Origin of the sequence: Pseudomonas sp. PAMC 25886, from assembly GCF_000242655.1 — a bacterium.
Classification (GTDB): domain Bacteria; phylum Pseudomonadota; class Gammaproteobacteria; order Pseudomonadales; family Pseudomonadaceae; genus Aquipseudomonas.
In genome coordinates this window covers 1-24653 of the sequence record NZ_AHHC01000028.1, presented here as the reverse complement: position 1 = coordinate 24653, position 24653 = coordinate 1, and the positions used below count along the sequence as shown (strand labels likewise).

At 60.4% G+C, this 24653-nt stretch carries 20 protein-coding genes and 1 pseudogene; 9 read left to right on the top strand and 12 right to left on the bottom strand.

Translation table 11 applies throughout. From position 1 onward, the window contains the following. From MUM_RS1000000134715 to hutC, 3 genes and pseudogenes are all read right to left on the bottom strand, one after another. Positions 1-120, bottom strand: a pseudogene (locus MUM_RS1000000134715) (hypothetical protein); the annotation flags it as partial. A 324-nt stretch (positions 121-444) separates the two neighbouring features. After that, on the bottom strand, positions 445-1005 hold the full coding sequence (locus MUM_RS0108860) for a HutD/Ves family protein (RefSeq protein WP_010169126.1): 561 nt from the start codon (positions 1003-1005) through the stop codon (positions 445-447). Next, complete coding sequence (hutC, locus tag MUM_RS0108855) at positions 1002-1781, bottom strand: histidine utilization repressor (RefSeq protein ID WP_177324994.1); 780 nt, start codon at positions 1779-1781, stop codon at positions 1002-1004. The genes MUM_RS0108860 and hutC overlap by 4 nt, the downstream gene beginning before the upstream one ends. A 78-nt stretch (positions 1782-1859) precedes the next feature. On the opposite strand from hutC, the gene MUM_RS0108850 reads away from it, so the two are divergent. Beyond that, positions 1860-3224, top strand: a complete 1365-nt coding sequence (locus tag MUM_RS0108850; protein WP_010169123.1) for a formimidoylglutamate deiminase — start codon at positions 1860-1862, stop codon at positions 3222-3224. 113 nt (positions 3225-3337) lie between these two features. Here MUM_RS0108850 and MUM_RS0108845 read toward each other — a convergent pair whose 3' ends face one another. Both MUM_RS0108845 and MUM_RS0108840 read right to left on the bottom strand, forming a co-directional pair. Next, complete coding sequence (locus MUM_RS0108845; RefSeq protein WP_003217984.1) at positions 3338-3907, bottom strand: lipocalin family protein; 570 nt, start codon at positions 3905-3907, stop codon at positions 3338-3340. Between the two features lie 32 nt (positions 3908-3939). After that, positions 3940-4194, bottom strand: coding sequence for a hypothetical protein (locus MUM_RS0108840; protein ID WP_010169120.1), 255 nt, complete (start codon positions 4192-4194; stop codon positions 3940-3942). 247 nt (positions 4195-4441) lie between these two features. On the opposite strand from MUM_RS0108840, the gene MUM_RS0108835 reads away from it, so the two are divergent. Then, positions 4442-4714 (top strand): type II toxin-antitoxin system Phd/YefM family antitoxin, encoded by a 273-nt coding sequence (locus MUM_RS0108835; protein ID WP_010169118.1) that lies wholly within the window; start codon positions 4442-4444, stop codon positions 4712-4714. Beyond that, the gene (locus MUM_RS0108830; RefSeq protein WP_010169116.1) at positions 4711-5034 is read left to right on the top strand and encodes a type II toxin-antitoxin system RelE/ParE family toxin; all 324 of its coding nucleotides are present in this window, start codon (positions 4711-4713) and stop codon (positions 5032-5034) included. Before MUM_RS0108835 ends, MUM_RS0108830 begins: the two co-directional genes overlap by 4 nt. Positions 5035-5089: 55 nt before the next feature. Here MUM_RS0108830 and MUM_RS0108825 read toward each other — a convergent pair whose 3' ends face one another. From MUM_RS0108825 to MUM_RS0108810, 4 genes are all read right to left on the bottom strand, one after another. After that, entirely contained in the window at positions 5090-6100 is a 1011-nt protein-coding gene (locus MUM_RS0108825) for a class 1 fructose-bisphosphatase (protein ID WP_010169114.1), read from the bottom strand. 107 nt (positions 6101-6207) lie between these two features. Beyond that, positions 6208-7563 (bottom strand): DUF3999 domain-containing protein, encoded by a 1356-nt coding sequence (locus tag MUM_RS0108820; RefSeq protein ID WP_010169113.1) that lies wholly within the window; start codon positions 7561-7563, stop codon positions 6208-6210. Further along, positions 7563-11099, bottom strand: a complete 3537-nt coding sequence (locus MUM_RS0108815) for a DUF2339 domain-containing protein (protein WP_010169112.1) — start codon at positions 11097-11099, stop codon at positions 7563-7565. Before MUM_RS0108815 ends, MUM_RS0108820 begins: the two co-directional genes overlap by 1 nt. 131 nt (positions 11100-11230) lie before the next feature. Further along, positions 11231-13681: a glycogen/starch/alpha-glucan phosphorylase gene (locus MUM_RS0108810; protein WP_010169111.1), complete on the bottom strand. Its 2451-nt coding sequence runs from the start codon at positions 13679-13681 to the stop codon at positions 11231-11233. A 235-nt stretch (positions 13682-13916) separates the two neighbouring features. On the opposite strand from MUM_RS0108810, the gene MUM_RS0108805 reads away from it, so the two are divergent. Next, positions 13917-14351, top strand: coding sequence for a YkgJ family cysteine cluster protein (locus MUM_RS0108805; protein ID WP_010169110.1), 435 nt, complete (start codon positions 13917-13919; stop codon positions 14349-14351). Between the two features lie 194 nt (positions 14352-14545). Here the strand turns inward: MUM_RS0108805 and typA are convergent, their stop codons facing one another. Together typA and thiI are read right to left on the bottom strand one after the other, a co-directional pair. After that, positions 14546-16366, bottom strand: a complete 1821-nt coding sequence (gene typA, locus MUM_RS0108800; protein ID WP_003217997.1) for a translational GTPase TypA — start codon at positions 16364-16366, stop codon at positions 14546-14548. Positions 16367-16505: 139 nt separating this feature from the next. After that, positions 16506-17960, bottom strand: a complete 1455-nt coding sequence (gene thiI / locus MUM_RS0108795) for a tRNA uracil 4-sulfurtransferase ThiI (RefSeq protein ID WP_023659343.1) — start codon at positions 17958-17960, stop codon at positions 16506-16508. Between the two features lie 334 nt (positions 17961-18294). Here thiI and glnA point away from each other — a divergent pair, with 334 nt between their 5' ends. From glnA to ntrC, 4 genes are all read left to right on the top strand, one after another. Beyond that, positions 18295-19701, top strand: coding sequence for a glutamate--ammonia ligase (gene glnA / locus MUM_RS0108790; RefSeq protein WP_003217999.1), 1407 nt, complete (start codon positions 18295-18297; stop codon positions 19699-19701). 189 nt (positions 19702-19890) lie between these two features. Then, on the top strand, positions 19891-20421 hold the full coding sequence (locus MUM_RS0108785) for a chorismate mutase (protein ID WP_010169107.1): 531 nt from the start codon (positions 19891-19893) through the stop codon (positions 20419-20421). Positions 20422-20723: 302 nt separating this feature from the next. Next, positions 20724-21809, top strand: coding sequence for a nitrogen regulation protein NR(II) (glnL, locus tag MUM_RS0108780; RefSeq protein ID WP_003218001.1), 1086 nt, complete (start codon positions 20724-20726; stop codon positions 21807-21809). Next, positions 21806-23242, top strand: coding sequence for a nitrogen regulation protein NR(I) (gene ntrC / locus MUM_RS0108775; protein ID WP_008435682.1), 1437 nt, complete (start codon positions 21806-21808; stop codon positions 23240-23242). The genes glnL and ntrC overlap by 4 nt, the downstream gene beginning before the upstream one ends. Before the next feature lie 623 nt (positions 23243-23865). Here ntrC and MUM_RS0108770 read toward each other — a convergent pair. Next, positions 23866-24306: a hypothetical protein gene (locus MUM_RS0108770; protein WP_010169104.1), complete on the bottom strand. Its 441-nt coding sequence runs from the start codon at positions 24304-24306 to the stop codon at positions 23866-23868. On the opposite strand from MUM_RS0108770, the gene MUM_RS0108765 reads away from it, so the two are divergent. Then, positions 24305-24653, top strand: a 349-nt coding sequence (locus tag MUM_RS0108765) for a tRNA (cytidine(34)-2'-O)-methyltransferase (RefSeq protein WP_010169102.1), incomplete at its 3' end; no start/stop codon positions are given. The two genes, MUM_RS0108770 and MUM_RS0108765, sit on opposite strands and share 2 nt — an antisense overlap.

Below are 24653 nucleotides of genomic sequence, written 5' to 3'. Positions count from 1 at the left end.
GGGTCAAGGTTGTTCATCAGCATGCGCAGCGGCGCTTCAGTCAGCCAGCTTTTTGGCGGTCAGCGTGTTGCCGCGTGCGGCACGGATTTCAACGTCACGGTACTTCGTAGGCTTGGTCACAAAAAAATCCTCAACGATCAATGCGCGAACATGATGGGTGCGAAGAGGATGTCCATGGACTCTTACGCACACATCTTTACTTGTACATACAAGCATATGCAATCAAGCGGCCAACTTTGCGCGCAAGGTTTGAAGATTTTTCCGGGATGAGGGTGAAAGCCTTGGAAAATAAGGCCTCGCCGCTTGATGAATTTTCTTACAGAGGATTTTTACAGCGCGGGAGACTTGTCACCGAGGCAGGGCTTTGCGCCATGCTGGGGCGTTCGGTAACAAGTTGGTGCGGAAAGAGGGAAACAACATGTGGGGGGAAGGGCCCCCACCCGTTTAAGCAGCTGAGGTCAGTTCGATGACGCAGCAACGGCCGGTGACGCTGACGTCCAGCAGGCCGGTGTTACCGTCCACTTGCAGGCAGTCATGACGGTTCAGCCGCTCACCGAGCACCTTCACCTCGTCGGCCACACTGAATACCAGCACGGTGTGCGCGGCACTGAAGAAGCGCTGCGTACCGTCCATCCACTGCAACCGCGCCTGATAGCGCTGCGGTGAATAGATCAGGTTGAAATCGCGGATCGGGCCGCCGATCAATCGGCAGGACACCTGGCTGTCACCCTTGAACGGGAAGGGCTGCAGCGGTAACAACCCGCGCTGTTCCTCGCCATCCACCGTCAGCACCATGCCCGAGCCTTGCAGCACAGTGATGATGCGCTGGTACCCGGCGAAGGTAGAGAACCCGCCCGACTCGGCGATATCGGCAATCGACAGGCGCCAGCCAAAACCGTCCAGGCCCTCGCCTGCATCACGGGTGATTTCTTCAGTGCTGCCGCCGCCGTTTTTCCACGGCATGCGGACGTAATCGGTGGCGCGCCAGACTTTCATCGAACTCATTTACTGAAACGTCCTTCCAGGCTATGACGGGAACCGGGGTGGATCAAACGCGCGGCCGTTACCGGCTGGCGGCCAGACCAGGTCCGGCGGCGAATCAACAGGCACGGCTCGCTGGTTTCGATTTGCAGCAGCTTGCACTCATGGGCGTCGGCGAGGATCGCTTCCACCACGTGCTCGCCTTCGGTCAGCGGCGCCACCTGGTTGAGGTAGGCATAAGGCGTTTGCTGGGTAAAATCCTGCTGCAGGTATTCCGGCGCTACCAGGGCGTTGACGAAACGGTCTTCGATTTGCACCGGAATGTCGTTTTCGTAGTGCACGATCAGCGAGTGGAACACCCGCCCGCCTTCGCGCATTTCCAGGGCGACGGCGCGCTCGGAACCGGCCGCTTCCTCACCGAGGGTGATGACTTTGCAGGTATGGCGATGGCCGCGGGAGGCGATCTCATCGGCAATGTTGTGCACCTCAAACAGGGCCGACTGGCTCTTGGGCTCGGCGACAAACGTGCCCACGCCCTGCATTCGCACCAGCAGGCCTTCGGCCGTCAACTCGCGCAAGGCGCGGTTGATGGTCATGCGGCTGAAGCCCAACTGGTTGACCAACTCGCTTTCCGACGGCACGCGGTAGTGCGGCGGCCAGTTGCCGTTGAGAATCTGCTGGCTGATCATCTGTTTGACGCGGGCATACAAGGGCGCCGGACTTTCGTCCATGTGGGCAGCCAGTGGAGACTTGGCGGGCGGAGTCGGCACAGGAAATCCTTGTAAGTGAAAAAGAAGCATAGCTTGCCGGAGTTTACCGAGCAGGCAAACGTCTGTATATGTATATACAAATAAACACACGACCGGGGTGCCTTAATCATGTCCGCTTTCTTTGCCGAACGCGCGCTGCTGCCTAATGGATGGGCCAATGATGTACGTCTTGAAGTCAGCGCCGACGGCCTGCTGACCCAGGTTGAGCCCAACGCCAGTGCAGACGGTGCCGAACGGCTGAGAGGCCCTGTGTTGGCGGGCATGCCGAACCTGCATTCCCATGCGTTCCAGCGGGCAATGGCCGGGCTGGCGGAAGTGGCCGGCAACCCGAATGACAGCTTCTGGACCTGGCGCGACTTGATGTATCGCATGGTGGGCAAGATCAGCCCCGACCAACTGCAGGTCATTGCGCGCCAGCTGTACATCGAGATGCTCAAGGCCGGCTACACCTCGGTGGCCGAATTTCACTACGTGCACCACGACGTCAGCGGCCAGCCCTATGCCGACCCTGCGGAGCTGTCGCGGCAAATCAGCCAGGCCGCCGCCAGCAGCGGTATCGGCCTGACGTTGTTGCCGGTGCTGTACAGCCATTCCGGTTTCGGCGGCCAGGCACCCAATGAAGGCCAGCGGCGCTTTATCAACAGCACCGAGCACTACCTGAACCTGCAGGCACGCCTGCAACCGATTCTGGCCGCGCAACCGGCGCAGCAACTGGGTCTGTGCTTCCACTCGCTGCGCGCCGTCACGCCACAACAGATCAGCGAAGTGCTGGCCGCCAGCGACAAGGCGTGCCCGGTACACATCCACATCGCCGAGCAGCAAAAGGAAGTCGACGACTGCCTGGCCTGGAGCGGCAAGCGTCCGCTGCAATGGCTGTATGACAATGTTGAAGTGGATCAGCGCTGGTGCCTGGTGCACGCCACCCATGCCAATCCGGAAGAAGTGACGTTGATGGCCAAGAGCCGGGCGATTGCCGGGCTGTGCCTGACCACCGAAGCCAACCTGGGCGACGGGATTTTCCCGGCGGTGGATTTCCTGGCCCAGGGCGGGCGCATGGGGATTGGTTCCGACAGCCACGTATCACTGAGCGTGGTGGAAGAACTGCGCTGGCTGGAATATGGGCAGCGCCTGCGGGACCAGCGGCGCAACCGGCTGTATCGCAGCGATCAGCCGATGGTCGGCCGTACGCTGTTCGATGCCGCGCTGGACGGCGGAGCCGAAGCGCTGGGGCAGCCGATTGGGCGCCTGGAAGTGGGCAAACGGGCTGATTGGCTGGTACTGGACGGCAACGATCCGTACCTGGCGACCGCGAACGAAGACGGGATTCTCAATCGCTGGCTGTTTGCCGGTGGTGATCGCCAGGTGCGGGACGTGCTGGTCAACGGGAAGTTGGTGATTCGCGACGGGCATCACGCGGCTGAAGAAGACAGCAGCCGGGCGTTTACCCAGGTCTTGCGGGATTTGTTGGGCTAAGAGACGACACATAACAAAATGTGGGAGCTGGCTTGCCTGCGATAGCCGTTGTGAATCCAACACCGCTATCGCAGGCAAGCCAGCTCCCACATTGGAATGGTAGCGCTCTTCAGTTACTGCGAAGTCTTTGCCATCTGCTTGTCCGACGTCCGCCAGATCAACCGGGTAGTGTCATACCCCTGTTGCCGCGCCCTGCTCAGCAGGTCTTCGCGAGTGTCGGCGCTGACGGTCGGCGTGCGGGACAACAACCACATGTAGCGCCGGCTCGGGCTGCCGACAATGGCGGTCTTGTAGTCATCGCTGACGTACAGCACCCAGTAATCGCCCTTGGCCACGCCCGGCAACAGCGAGGTGAACCAGTTATTGAATTCGACCCACAGTTTGTCAGTCTTGCCGGCGACCTGCGGCGTTGCTGTGCCCTTGGCTTCCTGCCACTTCCATTCAGGCGTCAGGCAGCGGTTGAACACCGACATGTTGCCATCGGGCAACAACGTGTAGCGGGCTTCGGACTGCGCACAATTGCGCTGGAAGTACATCGGCAGACGGGCCAACTCATACCAGGTGCCCTGGTAACGCTTGAGGTTCACGCTGCCAACCGTCTTGGGTTGCAGATCATCGCCAGAATGGCTGGCGCAGCCCGCCAAAAACAGGCTGGCACAGAGGTATAAAACAAAACGCATCATGTTGTTTTTCTCCCGCAGGCTTTCGCCCCGGTTTACTTCAGGCCTTGCCCGGAAAAAATCAGTACTTTGTCACCGGCGTATTGCACGCTGATAAAGCTGTTTTTATCGCCCCACGTGCAACTGGACATACCCAGCGCGCCAGAACAATCAGTCGGCTTACCCAGCAACGACTCAACCTCGGCCTTGGCCATGCCGGCCGACAGTTTTGCGTAATTTTCTTGAGTGACCTTGCTGCAAGCGGCCAGAAGCACGCAAAACGACAACAGGGCAAGACGGCGTAACGACATGGAAAAACTCCTGGAGAGACGAAGCAGCTTGGGGGTCTGCCAGAAGCTTAGAAGGGAAAAGAGGTGTCTGGTTCCCGATGGGGGGTGGTATTTCTTTTTTCTGCCAGGGTGGTGTTTTTCCAAAGATTCATAGGGTTTCTGGATGGGCGTGCCTTTCGTCGCACCCGCTGAATAATCGACTATCCCCTCAATACATAGGACTGAATAAAGACTAAAATCAGTCCTTCCTTTGAGACAGGACCACCCAATGAAACTCTCTTCCCAGATCAAACCTATTAGCTACTTGAAAAGCCACACCGCCGAGATTGTGAAAAACCTCACTGAAAGCCGCGAACCGTTGGTCATCACCCAAAATGGTGAGGCCAAGCTGGTTGTGATGGATGTGAAGAGTTTTGAAGAGCAAGAAGAGACCATGGCTCTGTTAAAGCTACTCGCTTTGGGAAACCGCCAGATTGAATTGGGTCAGTTTCAAGAAATGGAGGACGTGTTCGCAGAGCTGGACAGGGACGAAGCACAATGAATTTCAGGGTTGAGATTCTTCATTCTGCTAAATCTGATCTCAAAGAAATCAAGTCCTATCTGACCCGCCAATTTTCCGCAGCATCCTGGCAACAAACCTATGATTCATTGAAGCAAGCTTTGCGCCGCATCGAAACCCAGCCTTACGCGGGCTCAATGCCAGAAGAGATTGAGAGGCTCAACCTCAGTCAGTACCGGCAGGTCGTGTGTGAAATGAATCGGATTATTTATGAAGTCAGAGATAAAACCATCTACGTCCATATCATCGCGGACACACGGAAAAACCTGCAGTCGCTGCTGCTGAAACGCCTTATTCAATAAACAAAAAAGCCCCGAAAACACTGAAATGCTTCGGGGCTTTTGCTTACCGCAAGACTTACGCCTTGTGGTAACCAGTCACACGCTCAACTTCTTCCTTCGAACCCAGGAACACCGCCACACGCTGGTGCAGGCCTTCGGGCTGGATGTCGAGGATGCGCTGGTGGCCGTCGGTGGACGCACCGCCCGCCTGCTCAACCAGGAACGACATCGGGTTGGCTTCGTACATCAGGCGCAGTTTGCCCGGCTTGGACGGCTCGCGGCTGTCACGTGGGTACATGAATAGGCCACCACGGGTCAGGATGCGGTGCACGTCGGCAACCATCGCAGCCACCCAGCGCATGTTGAAGTTCTTCTTCAACGGGCCTTCTTCGCCTTCCATCAACTCGTTCACGTAGCGCTGTACCGGCGCTTCCCAGTGACGCTGGTTGGACATGTTGATGGCGAATTCCTGGGTGCTCGCCGGGATGGAGATGTCTTCGTGGGTCAGCACGAAGCTGCCCATTTCACGGTCCAGGGTGAAGCCCTTGACGCCGTCGCCCAGGGTCAGCACCAGCATGGTTTGCGGGCCGTAGATCGCATAACCGGCAGCGACCTGCTCGGTGCCTGGCTGCAGGAAGGCCTTTTCGTTCAGGGCTTCGTTCTGGCTCAGGTATTCGCTCGGGCAACGCAGTACCGAGAAGATGGTGCCGACCGGTGCGTTGATGTCGATGTTCGACGAACCGTCCAGCGGGTCGAATACCAACAGGTACGCGCCTTTCGGGTACTTGCCCGGGATCTGGTAGGCATTGTCCATTTCTTCGGACGCCATGCCGGCCAGGTGGCCGCCCCATTCGTTGGCTTCGAGCAGGATTTCGTTGGAAATCACGTCGAGCTTTTTCTGCACTTCGCCTTGTACGTTTTCAGTGCCCATGCTGCCCAGGACGCCGCCCAGCGCGCCTTTGGAGACGGCGTGGCTGATTTCCTTGCAAGCACGCGCCACCACTTCGATAAGGAAGCGCAGATCGGCAGGCGTGTTGTTGCTGCGGGTCTGCTCGATCAAATAGCGACTCAGGGTAACGCGGGACATGGAAGGCTCCGGAAATGGGGGGCTAAAAACCCGCGCAGTTTAACGCGAGTCGGGGCGTATTTCCTCATATGAGAGGATTTAAACCCAATAGAGTTCATGGACTTTATTTAACGTGCCACCGGCGGCTTGCGCAGCAAACTGTAGGCCATGGCGCCCAACGCCGCCACACCGAGCAGCAGCACGGCCCAAAGACCGAGCTTTTTCCAGTTCGGCCCGGCATCAATAGGCGCCGCAACCGCGGGCGATGTCACCACCACCGCCCCCGCCGCCTTGGCCTGCCCAAGCCCTGCGAGGCGTTCGACGCTGTAATCCGGGATCAACGTCGACAGCGGCAAGTTCGCCCCCTTCACCGACGGGTTGCCCAAGGCCAGGATGAACGGCGGCTCGCCCCGTGCCAGGAACACCAACTGCGTGGCGCGCACTGCAAAGCTCAAGGTCGGCGCCTCCACTCCCAGGCCACCGCCGCGCTCATCCACGTCGAGCTTGAGCTGCGCAACGGCGTGGCCCGGCAGCTGCAATTCGTTCTGTAAAACGTCCTGGCCATTTTGCGTCAGCCGGTAGAGCAAACCGCTGCTCAAGGGCTGCCAGGCCTGATTGCTTTCCCGGCGACCCGACAAGGTGACTGGCGCGAGGCTGTTGGGTTGGCTCAAGTCGATGCGCAAACGTTCGACGTTCAGCGCATTGGGCAACTGCCAGCTGTATTCGCCCGCCTTGAGACGGGTACCCGACAGTGGCTGCGACCACACCAGCGGCAACGGCAAGCTATGGGCACTGACGCTCTCCAACTGCGCCGACGTCAGCGCCGGTGCGGCCTGGCCTTTCCACAGCAGGCGCAGATAACGCGCCGATTGCCCTGGCAAACTCACTTCATGCTGCTCGACGCGCTCATCGGCAAACGACAGCCGCGCCACCTGCCCTTCGCCCCACGAGCGCCAGTGCTGCAAGTCGTCGCTGGCTTCGATGCTGAAGCGCTGGAAGCCGTCGCGCTCGCTGGTCCAGTCGAGGATCAGCTGCTGCAACGGCGCCTTGATCCCGCTGGCATCGAGCAACCAGCCGCGCAGCACTTCTTCGCCCGCTTCCAGCTGGCTCGGCGGCTGCACCTGCACCAACGTGCCGGTGGAAGTGGATTGCACGCGCACACTGGGCACGGCTTCAGCGGAGTCGGCCGCGGCGTACAGCGGGAACCACTTCACGTTGGACAGGCTGCGGCTTTCGGTGCTTTGCGCCGACTGCCGCGCCAGCGCGTAGGCCTGGGGCTCGCCGGCGGCGTTGAACACCCGTACGTCACTCAGGTCGGCCTGGCGGGCGCTCAATTGCACCGCCAGCGGCAGTTCCAGGCGGTACCACGGGCCTTCGCCGCTGACTGTCAGCGGCACCCGCGTGGTGAAATCGGCCGGGGTTTCCTGGGCCAAGGCCGAACACGTTGTGCACAACCCCAACAGCGCCACACTCAGCTTGCCCATCAAGAGACCACTCCTTCAGATTCAACCACCCGTTCGGCACGCTTGGGTGGCAGCGGGGCGAAATAGCCCACCACCAGCAACAGCCCGCCCACACCGATAAACGATACGATCCGCGCCAGCCCGCCACGGTTGCTCAGTTCGACGAAGAACAATTTGGCGACCACCACCGCAATCAACACCGCACCGATCAGCCACACCTCACGCCGATGCCGCAGATGCCCACCGATCATCAGGCTCAGGGCAATCAGGGTCCAGACAATCGACAGCCCGGCCTGTACCAGCATCGATTCCAGCAACGCATCCAGATGGAACGGCACCCCGCCCCAATGGTGAGCCGTGCGCATCACCAGGGCGGTGAAGAAGGCGAACAACGACACTCCGGCGACTGCTTGGGCGATCAGCTCGGCGCGTGGCCCGCGCTGGGGTGCGGCGCTGCGGAACCACAGGTACACACCCAGCAGCGCGAACAGCAATCCAATATCCAGCGGGTTAAGCAGCGGCACATACGGCAGCGGCTCGGCGGTGCCGTCGCTGAAGATGTTCGCCAGCCAGAACCAGCCCAGCATCAACACCGCCAGAGGCAACGCGGCATACAACCGGTACTCGCGCGGGTACGCCGACACCGGCCACGGCCAACTGCGCGGCACAGCGGCCAGTACCAGGTACAGGCTCGGCAGAATCGCCCACCCCAGCCAGCGCCAGGCGTTGTATTCCTCGGACAGCAGCAACAGGCCGTAGCGCAACTCCAGCGCCAGCACGCCAATCAGCAGCCAGCAGCCGAGCACGTGCGCAGCGCTGAGGGCTTTCTCCGGGATGACCAAGGCCAGGCGCCGCAGTGACACGAAGTGCACCGCAAATACCGCCACCCACGCCAGCCAGGCGAAATTCGCCGCCGGGTGATAACGCGAGCCCCACGAGCCCAGCAACACCACGCCCGCCGCCGGCATCAACAGCGTGCACAACAAGCCCAGCGACGGCCATTGCAGGCGCCGGGCCAACACCGCCCAGATCGCCACACTCACGGCCGCCACCGCCAGCAGCCAGGTGCCTTGCAGCATCGGTGGCGCAAAACGCAGCACTTCGCTGACCAAAGCCAACGTCCACCAGGCCGCGCCCCACACCAGCAGCACGTCGGACAGCCGCTGCAAACTCAACGCCTCGAACACCGGCGCATGAGGCCGGCGCTGCAAACGCCAGGCACCGATCAGCGCCGCCAGCCCGAGCACCATCGGCGTCCAGAAACCGCTATGGCCCAAAGGACGCAAGCCTTCGCGGGTCAGTGGCCCGAGCAAGTCCGGCACCGCGATCAGGAACGAAGCGCCACCGATGATTTGCAGCAACAACCCGAAGACAAAACTGACCCGCTGCTGCAGGTAGAGACTCAGCCAGATAATCAACAAACCACTGGCCGCCCACACGCCACTGGCGGTCTCCCACGGCAGCACGAACAGCACCGCGAGGTTGATCAGCACCAACCCGGCCAACAGCACCACCGACAGGCCGCGCAACAACCGCACATCGCTGCGCACCATGCTGTCCCGCGCCGCCAGCAGCATGCCGCCGATCAAGGCCAGGCCAATCAGCGATGCGGTGAGCAGCCCGCTCCAGCCGGCACTGAACACGGCGCCTGAATCAGCGCCCGCCTGAAGGCGCAACAGGAACAGCGCGCCACCGAGCAATTGCACGGCGAACGCAGTAAAGAGGAACGTGCGCGAGCCGATGCGCAGGCCGACCAGCAAGGTCGCAAGGCCGGCAATTGCCCAACTGATGGCCGTGCCTTGGGTCAACAGCAGCAACGGCGCCAGCAGGTACAGGAAGCCCAGGCCGACACTGGCCAATACCGGCAAGCCACGACGCTCCCACTGCGCCGACTGCTCAGCCGCTGCCTTGCGCAGTTGGTGGAAACTGAACAGCAAGGCCGCGCCCAGCAACAGAGCGCCCAGAGGTGCGCCATCCAACAGACGGGTGTCGCCAACCCGCAACTCGCTGAGGAACGCGAGCGCCGAGCCGACTTGCAACAACAAGCCAAACGCCCGCGCCAAAGGCCGCTGCTGGCGCAAGCCAAGCCAGAAAATCCCGGCGCCTTCCACGGCCCAGGCCGCCGCCGTCCAGCGCGCGTCGAGGCCCAAGGGAATCGCCAGGCTGGCGAAAATCACCCCCAGCGCCAGGCAGGTTTCCGCCAGCAGCAAGGCGCGCCCGCCACTCAGCAAACGGGCCAGGCTCATGTAGATAATGCCCAGGGCCAGCGCACTGAACGCAGCGGCAAACTCCAGGTGCTGCACCAGCGCAAACTGCAAACCGAAGCCCACCAGCGGCGGACCGAACAGCAGGCTGCCGTCGACGTAATCGCCCTTGGCCGCCGACCAGCGCAGCAATGCGCCACGGCTGTCATCGTCCGGCGCGTCGCTCATCTCCAACAACTTGCGCCGGGCGAACAACAGGCCAATGCCGAGGTACATCAGGAAAAACAGAATCAGGAACGGCTCGGTGCTCCACAGCAGTTCCGGCGTGTAGGAGCGCAGGCCCCAGGCGAAGCCGATGCCAAAAGTGCCGACAAAACCGATCAGGTTGAGCAAGCGCCAGGCCTTGAACCAGGCGATGGCGAGGATGCCCGCGTTCAGCAGCGCAAAATAGCTGAACAGCGCCACATGGTTGCCGGCGCCGGTGGACGTGAGGATCGGTGCCGCAAAACCGCCAAGGGCAGCGGCGCAAGCCAGGCCGAGGGCGTCCTGGGTAATTGCCAGAATCGCCGAGAACACCGTGACCGCCACCAGCAACCCCAGTGCGGCGCCGGGATCGAGCAGCGGGTGCAGGCGCATGGCAGCGAACACAGTCAGGTAGAGCACGGCGATGCCGGTGCCTTGCAGCATCAACCCGTAATTGCTGTTGCGCAGCCGCAGCCACCACCCCAGGCCCAGCAAGGCCAACGCACAACCGGCAACGCCCGCATAACGCAGCTCGATCGGCACCACCATGCCTTCAGTGGCGTACCGCAGCAGGAAGGCCAGGCCAAGGAACAGCAGCACCACGCCGACCCGCAGCACGGTGTTGCCGCCGAACAGCCAGTTGCGTGCGCCGCTGATGGCGCGCTCGATGAAGTTGGGGCCACGAGGTACCGCAGGCGCGGCAGGTTGCTCAGGAATGCGTTCGCTCGGCTCAGCCCGCCAGACGTCAGCCGGCAATGGCTGGCTGGGCTCGGCCGCTACCGTTGCGTACGCAGGTTCCAATTCGGCGGGTAATTCCCAGACGAGTTCAGGCGACGCCGTTACCGGCGGCGGCGCTTCGACAAGGATCGGTTCGGGAATTTCAACGGCAGCGGGCCTTTCCAGCAAGGCCAGGCGTTGCTCAACGACTTTCAGGGCGTTGCGGGCAGACTCCAGCTGACGGCCTTGCTCCTCCGTACGCGAGGCGAGCATCGACAGGCGGATCGCCTGGCCAATGCCCAAGCCGAGCAGCGCACCAATGCCCGCATCACTGAACGACTCGTCGAGCGTCCAGCCGAGCACCAGGCCAATCAGCATGAAAATCCATTGCATGGTCGATATCCCTAAGCAAACCGAGACCTAGTATATCGACACGGGGCCCATGTGGCAGCGGGACTTGCTGTGGTGAGCGGGCTTGCCCTCTCACCACAGCAAGCCCACTCCCACATTTTGCATTGCGGTGTCTAATCCAACGCTTTCCAGATCTCCGTCGCGTATTCGCGGATGGTCCGGTCCGACGAGAACCAGCCCATGCGCGCGGTGTTGAGCACCGCCGAGCGCCACCATTCCTTGGAATCGTGCCAGTGCGCCTCGACCCGCGCTTGGGCATCCCAGTAGGAATCGAAGTCGGCACAGACCAGGAAGCGGTCGTAGTCGATCAGCGAGTCCACCAACCCGGCATAACGGCCCGGATCATCCGGCGAGAACACCCCGCCGCGAATCGCTTGCAGCACATCGTTCAAGCGATGGGACGCGGCGATTTCCGGCCCGGCATTGAACTCACCGGCGTGTTTGCGCGCTTCTACCTGCTGGGCGCTGAGGCCGAAGATGAACATGTGGTCGGCACCCACGCGCTCGTGCATCTCGACGTTGGCACCGTCCATAGTGCCGATAGTCAGCGCGCCGTTAAGGCCGAATTTCATGTTACTGGTGCCGGACGCTTCAAACCCGGCGGTGGAAATCTGCTCCGACAGGTCGGCCGCCGGAATGATGCTTTCCGCCAGGCTGACGTTGTAGTTGGGCAGGAACACCACCTTGAGCAACCCGCGCACCGTCGGGTCGTTGTTGACTGTACGGGCGATGTCGTTGGTCAGCTTGATGATCAGCTTGGCCTGGTGATAACTGGCCGCCGCCTTGCCGGCGAAGATCTTCACCCGAGGGACCCAGTCGGTGCCCGGCTCGGCACGAATCGCCTGGTACAGCGCGACGGTGTGCAGCAGGTTCAACAGCTGGCGCTTGTACTCGTGGATCCGCTTGACCTGCACATCAAACATCGCCGCCGGGTTGACCGAAATCCCCAGGCGCTCGTGAATGATGTCGGCCAGTGCCCGTTTACTGTGCAGGCGCTGTTCGGCGAAGGCCTTGCGGAAGGCTTGCTTCTCGGCAAACGGTTCCAGGTCCACCAGGCGCTGCTCGGGGTTATCCAGTACGTCCGGACCCAGGGCTTCCACCAGCATCGCGGTGAGTTTGGGGTTGGCCTGGTACAGCCAGCGGCGGAAGGTAATGCCGTTGGTTTTGTTATTGATGCGGTCCGGGTAGAGCTTGTGCAGTTCGGAGAACACCGTACTGCGCATCAGCTGGGTATGCAGGCCGGACACGCCGTTGACGCTGTGGGAACCGAGGAACGCCAGGTTGCCCATGCGCACGCGGCGGCCGTTGTCTTCCTCGATCAGCGACACGGCGCGCAGCACGTCGAAGTCGTGGATGCCCTTGGCCCGCAGCGAGTCGATATGTTGAGCGTTGATCAGGTAGATGATCTGCATGTGCCGCGGCAGCATGCGTTCCATCAAGCCCACCGGCCAGGTCTCCAACGCCTCGGGCAGCAAGGTGTGGTTGGTGTACGACAGGGTCTCGACGGTGACATCCCAGGCGGCATCCCACGGGATATCGTGCAGGTCCACCAACTGGCGCATCAACTCGGCCACCGCGATCGACGGGTGCGTGTCGTTGAGCTGGATGGCCGCGTGTTCGCCCAGGCTCAGGACCGAGCCGTGCATGTTTTTGTGGCGACGCAGCAGGTCCTGCAACGAGGCGGAGACGAAGAAGTATTCCTGGCGCAGGCGCAGTTCCTGCCCTGCTTCGGTGCTGTCGGCCGGGTAAAGCACCCGGGAGATGCTTTCGGCACGGGCTACCTCGGCCACAGCGCCCAGGTGATCACCGGCGTTGAAGCGCTCCAGGTGCAGGTCTTCCACGGCCCGGGCACGCCACAGGCGCAAGGTGTTGACACTGGCGCCGCGCCAGCCGACCACCGGAGTGTCGTAGGCTACCGCACGCACGGTTTCATTCGGCGACCAGACCTGGATCGACTTGCCGGACGCGTCCAGCAGGGTTTCCACGCCGCCGCCAAAGCCGATCGGGTAGATCACTTCGGCGCGCTCGAATTCCCACGGGTTGCCGAAATCCAGCCAGCGCTCGGTTTGCTCCTGCTGCCAGCCATCGACAATCGCCTGGCGGAACAGCCCGTGCTCATAACGAATGCCATAACCGTGGCCGGCAATGCCCAGGGTCGACATGCTTTCCATAAAGCATGCAGCCAGGCGGCCAAGGCCACCGTTGCCCAGGGCCGCGTCGGGCTCCAGCAGGCGAATGCGCTCCATGTCCACGCCCAGCTCGCTCATGGCCTCACGGGCCACGTCCAGCAGGCCGAGGTTGCTCAGGCTGTCGTAGAGCAGACGGCCGATCAGGAATTCCAGCGAGAGGTAATAGACCCGCTTCTGCCCCTTGCGGTAGATGTGCCGCGTGTGGTCCATCCAGTGGTCGACCATATGGTCGCGGGCGGCCAGTGCAATGGCTTCGAACCAGTCGTGGTCGAAGGCGTGATCGGGGTCCTTGCCCACCGCGTAGGTAAGTTTGGTCAAGACGGCATCGCGAAATGCGGCTACCTCTGCTTCTCGTACAAGCGGTTCCTGAGACATCGATGCGACCTCGGGCGAGATAGAAGGAGTTGCTAGAGCCTAGACGGTCTGACAGACGGTAGACGCTCTGGTTCGGCAGTTTTTTAACTCATTCACCTTTGCGGGAATTTGATGCAGGGGCCGTGCCCGTTTGTTGCCCGACACTGCCTTCGAGCTGAAACCCGGAAGATATTGTTCAAAAAAACACCAATTCCGGTATGATCCCGCGCCGGATAACACCCCTCTTGGAAACCTGATGAAGCCTCAACTGATCGCCGCCGCGGAACTCGACCGTCTCGAGACCTGGCAGAAATACTCAAGCCACATGTGTGGCGGCTGTGTGTCGAGCTGCTGCACCCTGCCGGTTGAGGTGAAGATCAAGGACCTGATCCGTATCGGCATCGTCGATGAGTTCGAGCGTGGCGACCCGCCGAAGAACATCGCCAAGCGCTTGCAGAAAGAAGGCATCGTCGAGCGCTTCAACGCCAAATCCGAGATCTTTACCCTGCAGCGCATGAGCAACAACGATTGCCTGTACCTGGATCGTAAGAGCCGCTTCTGCACTATTTATGACAAGCGCCCGGATACTTGCCGCAATCACCCGAAAATCGGACCGCGTCCAGGGTATTGCGCGTACAAGCCGAAGGAAGTGGTGCGCGAGACCAACTTCAAGACCCTCGACAAGTTCTGATCCAGATTTTTGTGGGGCCTTGAGGGCCCTATCGCAGGCAAGCCAGCTCCCACAGTTGAATGTGTTCACATATCAAAATGTGGGAGCCGGGCTTGCCCGCGATGAGGCCGTCGCAGCCACTACAGCTATTGCAGGCATAAAAAAACGCCCCCGGCCTTTCGACCGGGGGCGTTTTTCATTCAGCCTGAGTTAACTCAGTTCTTGGCTTTCTTGGCAGCGCGGGTACGCTCGCCTTCGTCCAGGATCTTCTTACGCAGGCGGATCGACTTAGGCGTAACTTCGCACAGCTCGTCGTCCTGGATGAATTCCAGGGCCTGTTCCAGGGTGAAGCGAACAGGTGGAACCAGAGCGATGGTTTCGTCTTTGCCCGAAGCACGCATGTTGTCGAGCTTCTTGCCTTTGGTTGGGTTGACGCCCATGTCGTTGTCACGGCTGTTCAGACCAACGATCTGACCGTTGTAGATCTCTTGACCGTGCTCAACGAACAGCTTGCCACGCGCCTGGAGGGTTTCCAGGGAGTAGGTCAGCGCCTTGCCGGTTTCTACCGATACCAGAACACCGTTCTGACGACCAGACATGTCGCCGGACTTCATGGTGTCGTAGCGATCGAAGATCGAGGTCAGGATGCCAGCACCGTTGGTCAGGGTCAGGAACTGGTTACGGAAACCGATCAGACCACGAGCAGGGATGTTGTATTCCAGACGCACACGGCCTTTGCCATCCGGCACCATGTTGGTCAGGTCGCCCTTACGCAGGCCCATCTCTTCCATGACCTTGCCCTGGGATTCTTCAGGGGTGTCGATGGTGACGTTTTCAAACGGTTCCTGCTTCACGCCGTCAACCTGACGGATGATCACTTCAGGACGACCGACGCCCATTTCGAAGCCTTCGCGACGCATGGTTTCGATCAGTACCGAGAGGTGCAGCTCACCACGGCCGGAAACCTTGAACTTGTCAGCCGAGTCGCCTTCTTCAACGCGCAGAGCAACGTTGTACAGCAGCTCTTTGTCCAGACGTTCCTTGATGTTACGGGAAGTCACGAACTTGCCTTCTTTACCGCAGAAAGGCGAGTCGTTTACCTGGAAGGTCATGGAAACGGTTGGCTCGTCAACGGTCAGAGGCTTCATCGCCTCGACGTTGTCCGGCTGGCACAGGGTGTCGGAGATGAACAGCGAGTCCATACCGCTCACGCACACGATGTCACCGGCAAACGCTTCTTCAACGTCGATACGGTGCAGACCGTGGTGACCCATCAGCTTCAGGATACGGCCGTTGCGTTTCTTGCCGTCGGCGCCGATGGCGACAACCGGAGTGTTCGGCTTGACGCTGCCACGAGCGATACGGCCAACACCGATAACACCCAGGAAGCTGTTGTAGTCCAGTGCCGAGATTTGCATCTGGAACGGGCCTTCACGGTCAACTTTCGGCGCCGGTACGTTGTCGACGATCGACTGGTACAGCGGGGTCATGTCTTCAGCCATGTCGGTGTGTTCCAGACCGGCAATGCCGTTCAGGGCCGAGGCGTAGACGACTTTGAAGTCCAGCTGTTCTTCGGTGGCACCCAGGTTGTCGAACAGGTCGAAGATCTGGTCCAGAACCCAGTCCGGACGCGCGCCTGGACGGTCAACCTTGTTGATGCACACGATCGGACGCAGGCCGGCTTCGAAAGCCTTCTTGGTCACGAAACGGGTTTGCGGCATAGGGCCGTCTTGAGCGTCAACCAGCAGCAGAACGGAGTCAACCATCGACATTACGCGTTCAACTTCGCCGCCGAAGTCGGCGTGGCCCGGGGTATCCACGATGTTGATGTGGTAGCCGTTCCAGTTGATGGCGGTGTTTTTCGCCAGAATGGTAATACCGCGCTCTTTCTCCTGGTCGTTGGAGTCCATCACGCGCTCGTCGTTGAGCTCGTTGCGCTCCAGGGTGCCGGATTGACGCAAGAGTTTGTCTACCAGGGTGGTCTTACCATGGTCAACGTGGGCAATGATGGCGATGTTGCGTAGATTTTCGATCACTTGTGTATCTCGATCAGAGGATTCGGTGTGCTGACAGGTCGTGGCAGCGATTAACAGTAGAGTCAGGCCTTGCCGTTACAGCTTGACGGCAGAGTCGGGGGGCCGGTGACGCAGGCCACAGGCAAACAGCCCCGGGCTCTTAGCTCGGTCGATAAACGCGCACATTGGCATGCCCCTCACTGAGCAAATGGTGGGCATGCAGGCGACTCATCACGCCTTTGTCGCAATACAACAGGTACTGACGGCTGTCATCCAGTTCCTTGAAACGCGCATTCAATGCATAGAACGGCAGCGTTTGTACGTCGATGCCAGCAATTTCCAGCGGCTCGTCTTCAGCGGCATCCGGGTGACGGATGTCGATGATGATCTGACCGGCCAGAGCCTCGCTGACTTCTTCGATCTGCAAATCCTGGCCCAATTCGTCGATAACCCGATCGATCGGCACCAGTTTGGCGTTCTCCAGCGCACGCTCGAGAACCGCCATGTCGAACTGTTGTTCTTCGTACTCCACGCGGTTGCGCTTGGCGTGGGTCTTGGGGTTCACCGAGATGACCCCGCAATATTCCGGCATGTGCTTGGCGAAATCCGCCGTGCCGATCTGGGTCGCCAGGTCGATGATGTCTTGCTTGTGACTGGCGATCAGCGGGCGCAATACCAGCTTCTCGGTCACAGAGTCGATCAATGACAGGTTCGGCAGGGTCTGGCTGGACACCTGGGAAATCGCTTCACCGGTCACCAGTGCGTCGATTTCCAGCCGATCCGCGATTCGGGACGCAGCGCGCAACATCATACGCTTCAATACTACGCCCATATGACTGTTATCGACTTTCCCGAGAATTTCTCCCAGGACTTCCTCGAACGGTACGCTGACAAACAGCACCCGTTGCGAGCTGCCGTACTTCTTCCAGATGTAATGCGCGACTTCCATCACGCCCAATTCGTGTGCACGCCCGCCCAGGTTAAAGAAGCAGAAGTGGCTCATCAGCCCGCGGCGCATGATCTGGTAGGCCGCAACGGTGGAATCGAAACCGCCGGACATCAATACCAGGGTCTGTTCCAGGGCGCCCAGCGGGTAGCCGCCGATGCTGTCGTGCTGGCTGTGGATCACAAACAACCGTTGGTCGCGAATTTCCATCCGCACTTCAATTTGCGGCTCTTTCAGGGAAATTCCGGCTGCGCCGCACTCGCGACGCAGCTTGCTGCCAACGTATTTCTCGACATCCATGGAGCTGAACGGATGCTTGCCGGCACGTTTGCAACGCACCGAAAACACCTTGCCTGCCAGCACATCACCGTAGTGCTGTTTGCACTTTTCGGTGATGTCGTCGAAGTCGCCCAGCGGGTACTCGTCGACTTGCAGGAAATGCGCGATGCCCGGCACGCAGCTCAGGCGCTCGGTCATGTCCTTCAAGGCCTTGGGGTCGGTCAGGCGGGTTTCCAGCTCGAGATTGTCCCACACACCGTTCACCACCACAGCCGGGTCCAGATCGCGGAGCACGGCACGGATGTTCTTGGCCAATTGACGGATGAAACGCATCCGTACCGGTCGGCTCTTGATGGTGATCTCGGGGAAGACTTTAACGATTAATTTCATGAAAACAGCGCGCGCAGGCCCAGCCGAAAAAGGGGGGCGCGGATTATAGCGGAAATCGCTCAAGGTTTAACCAGTTAATATGCAATCGACCTTTCGCGCACCAAAACGGGTCATTAATGAAAAATCACGCTACATTGCGGTGCGCAATTTATTCCGTTTCAGCGGATTGCACCTTTATAGGGGCGTTTTTGTGGCAAAAAACCCATGTCGGGGCACTGGCATGCAATTTGCTCTCTTGTGAGGCAGGTTGCCTTGGTCGAGTATTCGCGCCGGCATCACCCACATTCTAAGGGCTAACTCCACTACCCCAGCCCGAAGCCACCCGGAGGACACTATGTCGAAGTCGGTTCAACTCATCAAAGATCATGACGTCAAATGGATTGATCTGCGCTTCACGGACACAAAAGGCACTCAGCACCACGTGACCATGCCGGCTCGCGACGCGCTGGATGACGCCTTCTTCGAAGAAGGCAAAATGTTCGACGGCTCCTCCATTGCCGGCTGGAAAGGCATCGAAGCTTCCGACATGATCCTGATGCCGGACGACAGCACCGCCGTACTCGACCCGTTCACCGAAGACCCAACGCTGATCATCGTCTGCGACGTGATCGAGCCTTCGACCATGCAAGGCTACGACCGTGACCCACGTGCGATCGCCAAGCGTGCCGAGGAATACCTGAAGTCGACCGGTATCGGCGACACCGTATTCGTAGGTCCGGAACCAGAATTCTTCATCTTTGATTCGGTCAAGTTCAAGTCCGACATCTCTGGCTCCATGTTCAAAATCTTCTCCGAACAAGGTTCGTGGATGTCGGACCAGGACGTGGAAGGCGGCAACAAAGGCCACCGCCCAGGTATCAAAGGCGGCTACTTCCCGGTTCCTCCGTTCGACCACGACCACGAAATCCGTACCTCCATGTGCAACGCCATGGAAGAGATGGGCCTGGTCATCGAAGTTCACCACCACGAAGTGGCGACTGCCGGCCAGAACGAAATCGGTGTGAAGTTCAACACCCTGGTGGCCAAGGCTGACGAAGTTCAGACCCTGAAGTACTGCGTACACAACGTGGCTGATGCCTACGGCCGTACCGCTACCTTCATGCCTAAGCCTCTGTACGGCGATAACGGTTCGGGTATGCACGTTCACCTGTCCATCGCCAAAGAAGGCAAGAACACCTTCGCTGGCGAAGGTTATGCCGGCCTGTCCGACACTGCCCTGTACTTCATCGGCGGTATCATCAAGCACGGTAAGGCCCTGAACGGCTTCACCAACCCGTCGACCAACTCCTACAAGCGTCTGGTCCCAGGTTTCGAAGCTCCAGTGATGCTGGCTTACTCGGCTCGCAACCGTTCCGCTTCGATCCGTATTCCTTACGTGTCCAGCCCTCGCGCTCGCCGTATCGAAGCCCGCTTCCCGGATCCGGCAGCCAACCCGTACCTGGCCTTCGCTGCCCTGGTAATGGCCGGCCTGGACGGTATCCAGAACAAGATCCACCCTGGCGACGCCGCCGACAAAAACTTGTACGACCTGCCGCCTGAAGAGGCCAAAGAGATCCCACAAGTGTGCGGCAGCCTGAAAGAAGCCCTGGAAGAGCTGGACAAGGGCCGTGCGTTCCTGACCAAAGGCGGCGTGTTCAGCGACGACTTTATCGATGCCTACATCGCCCTGAAAAGCGAAGAAGAAATCAAGGTCCGCACCTTCGTACACCCACTGGAATACGAGCTGTACTACAGCTGCTGATCCGGTAGCGCTGCTTAACGTGGCGTGATGAAAAAGGCCTCCTTCGGGAGGTCTTTTTTTTGCCCGCAAAACCCTGTGGAAGCGGGCTTGCCCGCGAAAAACTCAAGGACGCCGCATTTCTTCAATATTTACGGGTTATCGTTAACGACCATCGCGAGCAAGCTCGCTCCTACAGAAGAGGGATCTGCCTTGAAACTCAAACTTGGGTTCATCTTGCTGGCTATCAGCGCCAATGTATTGGCCGCACCACCCACCCTCGCCCCTCTACTCGACAGCATCGCCGAACGCCTGGCGATCGCCGACCAGGTGGCCCTGAGCAAATGGGACAGCCACAAGCCGGTTGAGGACCGTGCGCGGGAACAGGACGTGATCGCCAGCGTCGTGGCCCAGGCGCCGAGCTACAAACTGGCACCGGCGCAGGCCGAGCAGTTTTTCTCGGCCCAGATCGAGGCGAACAAACTGGTGCAGTACGCCCACTTGTCCGATTGGCAGCTGAAAGGCAAGGCGCCCAACGACCCGCGCCCTGATTTGGTCGGCCAGATCCGCCCTGAACTGGACCTGCTGCAAAAACGCCTGCTGCAACAGCTGGCGGACTTCACCCCGGAACGCAGCAACCCGCAGTGTCCGCAATGGCTGGCCCAGGCTAATCACGCGCCTGCCAAAGACACGCTGCACCAACTGGCGATGATCCGCGCCACCGCCGAGCTGTGCCTCTTGTAGGAGCCGGCTTGCCGGCGATGGGATCGCACCCAGACTCCCTGATAAACCGAGCCGCCTGCATCGCCGGCAAGCCAGCTCCTACAAACCGCACTATATTGGTGCGATACGCTGCACCCTTCCCACTTGCGCAACCCATTTTGGTTCGAAACTTCCCGCTCAAGCTGGCAGAACGCCACAGTTTCGCGCCTTAAGCCCCCATTTCAGGGCTTTAACGCTTCTTTTCGGAGCTTTGGTTTGGTTTTTGCATTTTCCTTGTATCAGCGTGTGCCTCAAGCCCGCGCCTTGCTCCAAAAGAGGTCCTAATGACCATCAGCGACGCACTGCACCGCCTGCTACTCGACAACCTGACCACCGCGACCATTCTACTCAATGACGAACTTCGTCTTGAGTACATGAACCCGGCGGCGGAGATGCTGCTGGCCATCAGCGGACAGCGCAGCCATGGGCAATTCATCAGCGAACTGTTCACCGAGTCGGCTGAAGCCTTGAGCTCGTTGCGCCAGGCCGTGGAGCAGGCGCACCCGTTCACCAAGCGCGAAGCGATGCTCACCGCCCTCACCGGCCAGACCCTGACCGTCGACTACGCGGTAACGCCGATCCTGAGCCACGGCGCCACCTTGCTGCTGCTGGAGGTGCATCCCCGGGATCGCCTGCTGCGCATCACCAAGGAAGAAGCGCAACTGTCCAAGCAGGAAACCAGCAAGATGCTGGTGCGCGGCCTGGCCCATGAGATCAAGAACCCGCTGGGCGGGATTCGCGGCGCCGCACAGTTGCTGGCCCGCGAGCTGCCGGACGAGAACCTCAAGGACTACACCAACGTCATCATCGAGGAAGCCGACCGTCTGCGTAACCTGGTAGACCGCATGCTCGGCTCCAACAAACTGCCGTCGCTGGCGATGACCAACGTGCATGAAGTGCTGGAGCGCGTTTGCCAACTGGTAGAGGCCGAAAGCCAAGGCTGCATCACCTTGGTGCGCGACTACGACCCAAGCATTCCCGACGTATTGATCGACCGCGAGCAGATGATCCAGGCGGTGCTCAATATCGTGCGCAACGCCATGCAGGCCATCAGCAGCCAGAACGAACTGCGCCTGGGCCGCATCAGCCTGCGCACCCGCGCGTTGCGCCAGTTCACCATCGGCCACGTGCGCCATCGCCTGGTGACCAAGGTCGAGATCATTGACAACGGCCCGGGTATCCCGGCCGAACTGCAGGAAACCATCTTTTTCCCAATGGTCAGCGGCCGCCCGGACGGTACCGGGCTGGGCCTGGCCATTACCCAGAACATCATCAGCCAGCACCAGGGTTTGATCGAGTGTGAGAGCCATCCCGGCCACACCACGTTCTCGATCTTTCTGCCACTGGAACAAGGAGCCCCATCGACATGAGCCGTAGTGAAACTGTCTGGATCGTCGATGACGACCGTTCTATCCGCTGGGTCCTGGAGAAAGCCTTGCAACAGGAAGGCATGACCACCCAGAGCTTCGACAGCGCCGACGGGGTGATGAGCCGCCTGGCTCGCCAGCAGCCCGACGTGATCATCTCCGACATCCGCATGCCCGGCGCCAGCGGCCTGGACTTGCTGGCGCGGATTCGCGAGCAGCACCCGCGCTTGCCGGTGATCATCATGACCGCGCACTCGGACCTGGACAGCGCTGTCGCGTCCTATCAGGGCGGCGCCTTTGAATACCTGCCGAAACCGTTCGACGTGGACGAAGCGGTGGCCCTGGTAAAACGCGCCAACCAGCACGCCCAGGAACAGCAAAACCAGGAAGCCCCGCCGGCCCTGACCCGCACCCCGGAAATCATCGGCGAAGCCCCGGCGATGCAGGAAGTGTTTCGCGCCATCGGGCGTTTGAGCCACTCGAACATCACCGTGCTGATCAACGGCGAATCGGGGACCGGTAAAGAGCTGGTGGCCCACGCCCTGCACCGTCACAGCCCACGGGCGGCGTCGCCGTTTATCGCGCTGAACATGGCAGCGATTCCGAAGGACTTGATGGAGTCGGAACTGTTCGGCCATGAAAAAGGCGCGTTCACCGGCGCGGCCAACCTGCGCCGGGGCCGTTTTGAACAGGCCGATGGCGGCACGCTGTTCCTTGATGAAATCGGCGACATGCCGGCCGACACCCAGACGCGCCTGCTGCGGGTACTGGCAGACGGCGAGTTTTATCGCGTAGGCGGGCACACGCCGGTCAAGGTCGACGTACGCATCATCGCGGCTACCCACCAGAACCTGGAAACCCTGGTGCATGCCGGGAAATTCCGTGAAGACTTGTTCCACCGCCTGAACGTGATCCGCATCCACATCCCACGGATGTCGGACCGCCGCGAAGACATCCCGACCCTCGCGCGTCACTTCCTCAGCCGCGCCGCCCAGGAGCTGGCCGTCGAGCCGAAGCTGCTGAAAAGCGAGACCGAGGAATACCTGAAGAACCTGCCATGGCCGGGCAACGTGCGTCAGTTGGAGAACACCTGCCGCTGGATCACGGTGATGGCTTCGGGGCGCGAAGTGCACATCAGCGACCTGCCGCCGGAGCTGCTGAGCCTGCCTCAGGATTCGGCACCGGTGACCAACTGGGAGCAGGCGTTGCGCCAGTGGGCTGACCAGGCGTTGGCACGTGGCCAGTCGAACCTGCTGGACAGCGCTGTGCCGGCCTTCGAGCGGATCATGATCGAAACCGCCCTCAAGCATACCGCCGGTCGTCGTCGCGACGCCGCCGTGCTGCTGGGCTGGGGCCGCAATACCCTGACTCGCAAGATCAAGGAGCTGGGGATGAAGGTCGACGGCGGCGATGATGACGAAGGTGATGAGGCCTGATCACTAATCCCTGATCCACTGAAGATCTAATGTGGGAGCCGGGCTTGCCCGCGATGGCGCTGTGTCAGTCACTGGATGTATCGACTGACACAGCGCCATCGCAGGCAAGCCAGCTCCCACATTTGTTTTGTACCAGACTAACGACCGTGCACCGCTTCAATGCACCACGAACCGGCATCGCGCACGGATCCAACGCCTGAAACACATGCCTTGTTAAATAAATATTAAAAGCTGAAAACGCCAAAGCCCCGTATTCCGGGGCTTTGCGCTTTCTGAAGAAATTTTTTGGCACAACTTCACAACTCTGGCACGCGCCCTGCAATAACCCTGTTACTACCCAGTTTCGGGGACCTTGGTACAGGCAGGCCGAGAATCCCCTCTTTACACCCGGGGTGCTTGATGCGGATCGCGTCGCGCCCCACACCCGTTTCGGGAACCTCGGTACAGGCAGGCCGGGGATTCCCTCTTTAACACCGAAGCCTTTGGCTTCACCCCGTTTTGGGAGCCCTGGTACAGGCAGGCCGGGAACTCCCTTCTTTACACCCGGGGCTTATGAGGCAATGCGCCCATAGCCCCAGCCCGTTTTGGGAACCTTGGTACAGGCAGGCCGGGGATTCCCTCTTTTATTCCTCCCGGAGATGGATCTCCAGCCGCCAGCGCCCCTCGACCTTCTCCCCCGACCACTCCCCGCGCAATGGCCGAGCCGCCACCAGGTTCAGCAGCAAGCCGCCATCGGTCTTGCGCACGCGCCAGTTCACATCCTTGTCATTGACCTTCAGTTGCCCGCCCTGAGCCTTGCCCAGCGCGTCGAACAACAGCGCCACGGTGCCGTCGATATGTTCGCCGTGCAGCTTGGGCTCGCTGTTGAACCACACCACCAGGCCATCAGCGGCAGGCTCCACCTGCTGCAGCTCAACCGGGTCGGGCGTGGTCAGCCGGCCGATCATCAGGCCCACCATCAAGCCGACAATCGCCAACGAGCCTAAAACCCGTGGCAGAAGCTTCGGTCGCGGGTCGTCTTCAGGGGTAGAATGCAGCGCATCTTTGCCTTCGGAGCCGTGCATGTTTCACGTCATCCTTTTTCAACCAGAAATTCCGCCGAATACCGGCAACGTTATCAGGCTGTGCGCCAACAGTGGCTGCCACCTGCATTTGATCGAACCGTTGGGCTTCGACATGGACGACAAGCGCCTGCGCCGCGCCGGGCTCGACTACCACGAGTACGCCACCCTGCAGCGCCACGCCGACCTCGCCAGTTGCCTGGAAAGCCTGAACCACCCACGGTTGTTCGCGTTTACCACCAAGGGCTCGCGGCCGTTCCATGATGCCAGCTTTGCCGAAGGCGACGCCTTCCTGTTCGGCCCGGAAAGCCGGGGCCTGCCGGCAGAGGTGCTCGACGCCCTGCCCGACG

Bases quoted from the DNA above. Each gene is read 5' to 3' on its own strand.
- MUM_RS0108860 (WP_010169126.1), bottom strand. From the start codon at position 1,005: ATGAGTTCGATGAAAGTCTGGCGCGCCACCGATTACGTCCGCATGCCG.
- hutC (WP_177324994.1), bottom strand. From the start codon at position 1,781: ATGCTTCTTTTTCACTTACAAGGATTTCCTGTGCCGACTCCGCCCGCC.
- MUM_RS0108850 (WP_010169123.1), top strand. From the start codon at position 1,860: ATGTCCGCTTTCTTTGCCGAACGCGCGCTGCTGCCTAATGGATGGGCC.
- MUM_RS0108845 (WP_003217984.1), bottom strand. From the start codon at position 3,907: ATGATGCGTTTTGTTTTATACCTCTGTGCCAGCCTGTTTTTGGCGGGC.
- MUM_RS0108840 (WP_010169120.1), bottom strand. From the start codon at position 4,194: ATGTCGTTACGCCGTCTTGCCCTGTTGTCGTTTTGCGTGCTTCTGGCC.
- MUM_RS0108835 (WP_010169118.1), top strand. From the start codon at position 4,442: ATGAAACTCTCTTCCCAGATCAAACCTATTAGCTACTTGAAAAGCCAC.
- MUM_RS0108830 (WP_010169116.1), top strand. From the start codon at position 4,711: ATGAATTTCAGGGTTGAGATTCTTCATTCTGCTAAATCTGATCTCAAA.
- MUM_RS0108825 (WP_010169114.1), bottom strand. From the start codon at position 6,100: ATGTCCCGCGTTACCCTGAGTCGCTATTTGATCGAGCAGACCCGCAGC.
- MUM_RS0108820 (WP_010169113.1), bottom strand. From the start codon at position 7,563: ATGGGCAAGCTGAGTGTGGCGCTGTTGGGGTTGTGCACAACGTGTTCG.
- MUM_RS0108815 (WP_010169112.1), bottom strand. From the start codon at position 11,099: ATGCAATGGATTTTCATGCTGATTGGCCTGGTGCTCGGCTGGACGCTC.
- MUM_RS0108810 (WP_010169111.1), bottom strand. From the start codon at position 13,681: ATGTCTCAGGAACCGCTTGTACGAGAAGCAGAGGTAGCCGCATTTCGC.
- MUM_RS0108805 (WP_010169110.1), top strand. From the start codon at position 13,917: ATGAAGCCTCAACTGATCGCCGCCGCGGAACTCGACCGTCTCGAGACC.
- thiI (WP_023659343.1), bottom strand. From the start codon at position 17,960: ATGAAATTAATCGTTAAAGTCTTCCCCGAGATCACCATCAAGAGCCGA.
- glnA (WP_003217999.1), top strand. From the start codon at position 18,295: ATGTCGAAGTCGGTTCAACTCATCAAAGATCATGACGTCAAATGGATT.
- glnL (WP_003218001.1), top strand. From the start codon at position 20,724: ATGACCATCAGCGACGCACTGCACCGCCTGCTACTCGACAACCTGACC.
- ntrC (WP_008435682.1), top strand. From the start codon at position 21,806: ATGAGCCGTAGTGAAACTGTCTGGATCGTCGATGACGACCGTTCTATC.
- MUM_RS0108770 (WP_010169104.1), bottom strand. From the start codon at position 24,306: ATGCACGGCTCCGAAGGCAAAGATGCGCTGCATTCTACCCCTGAAGAC.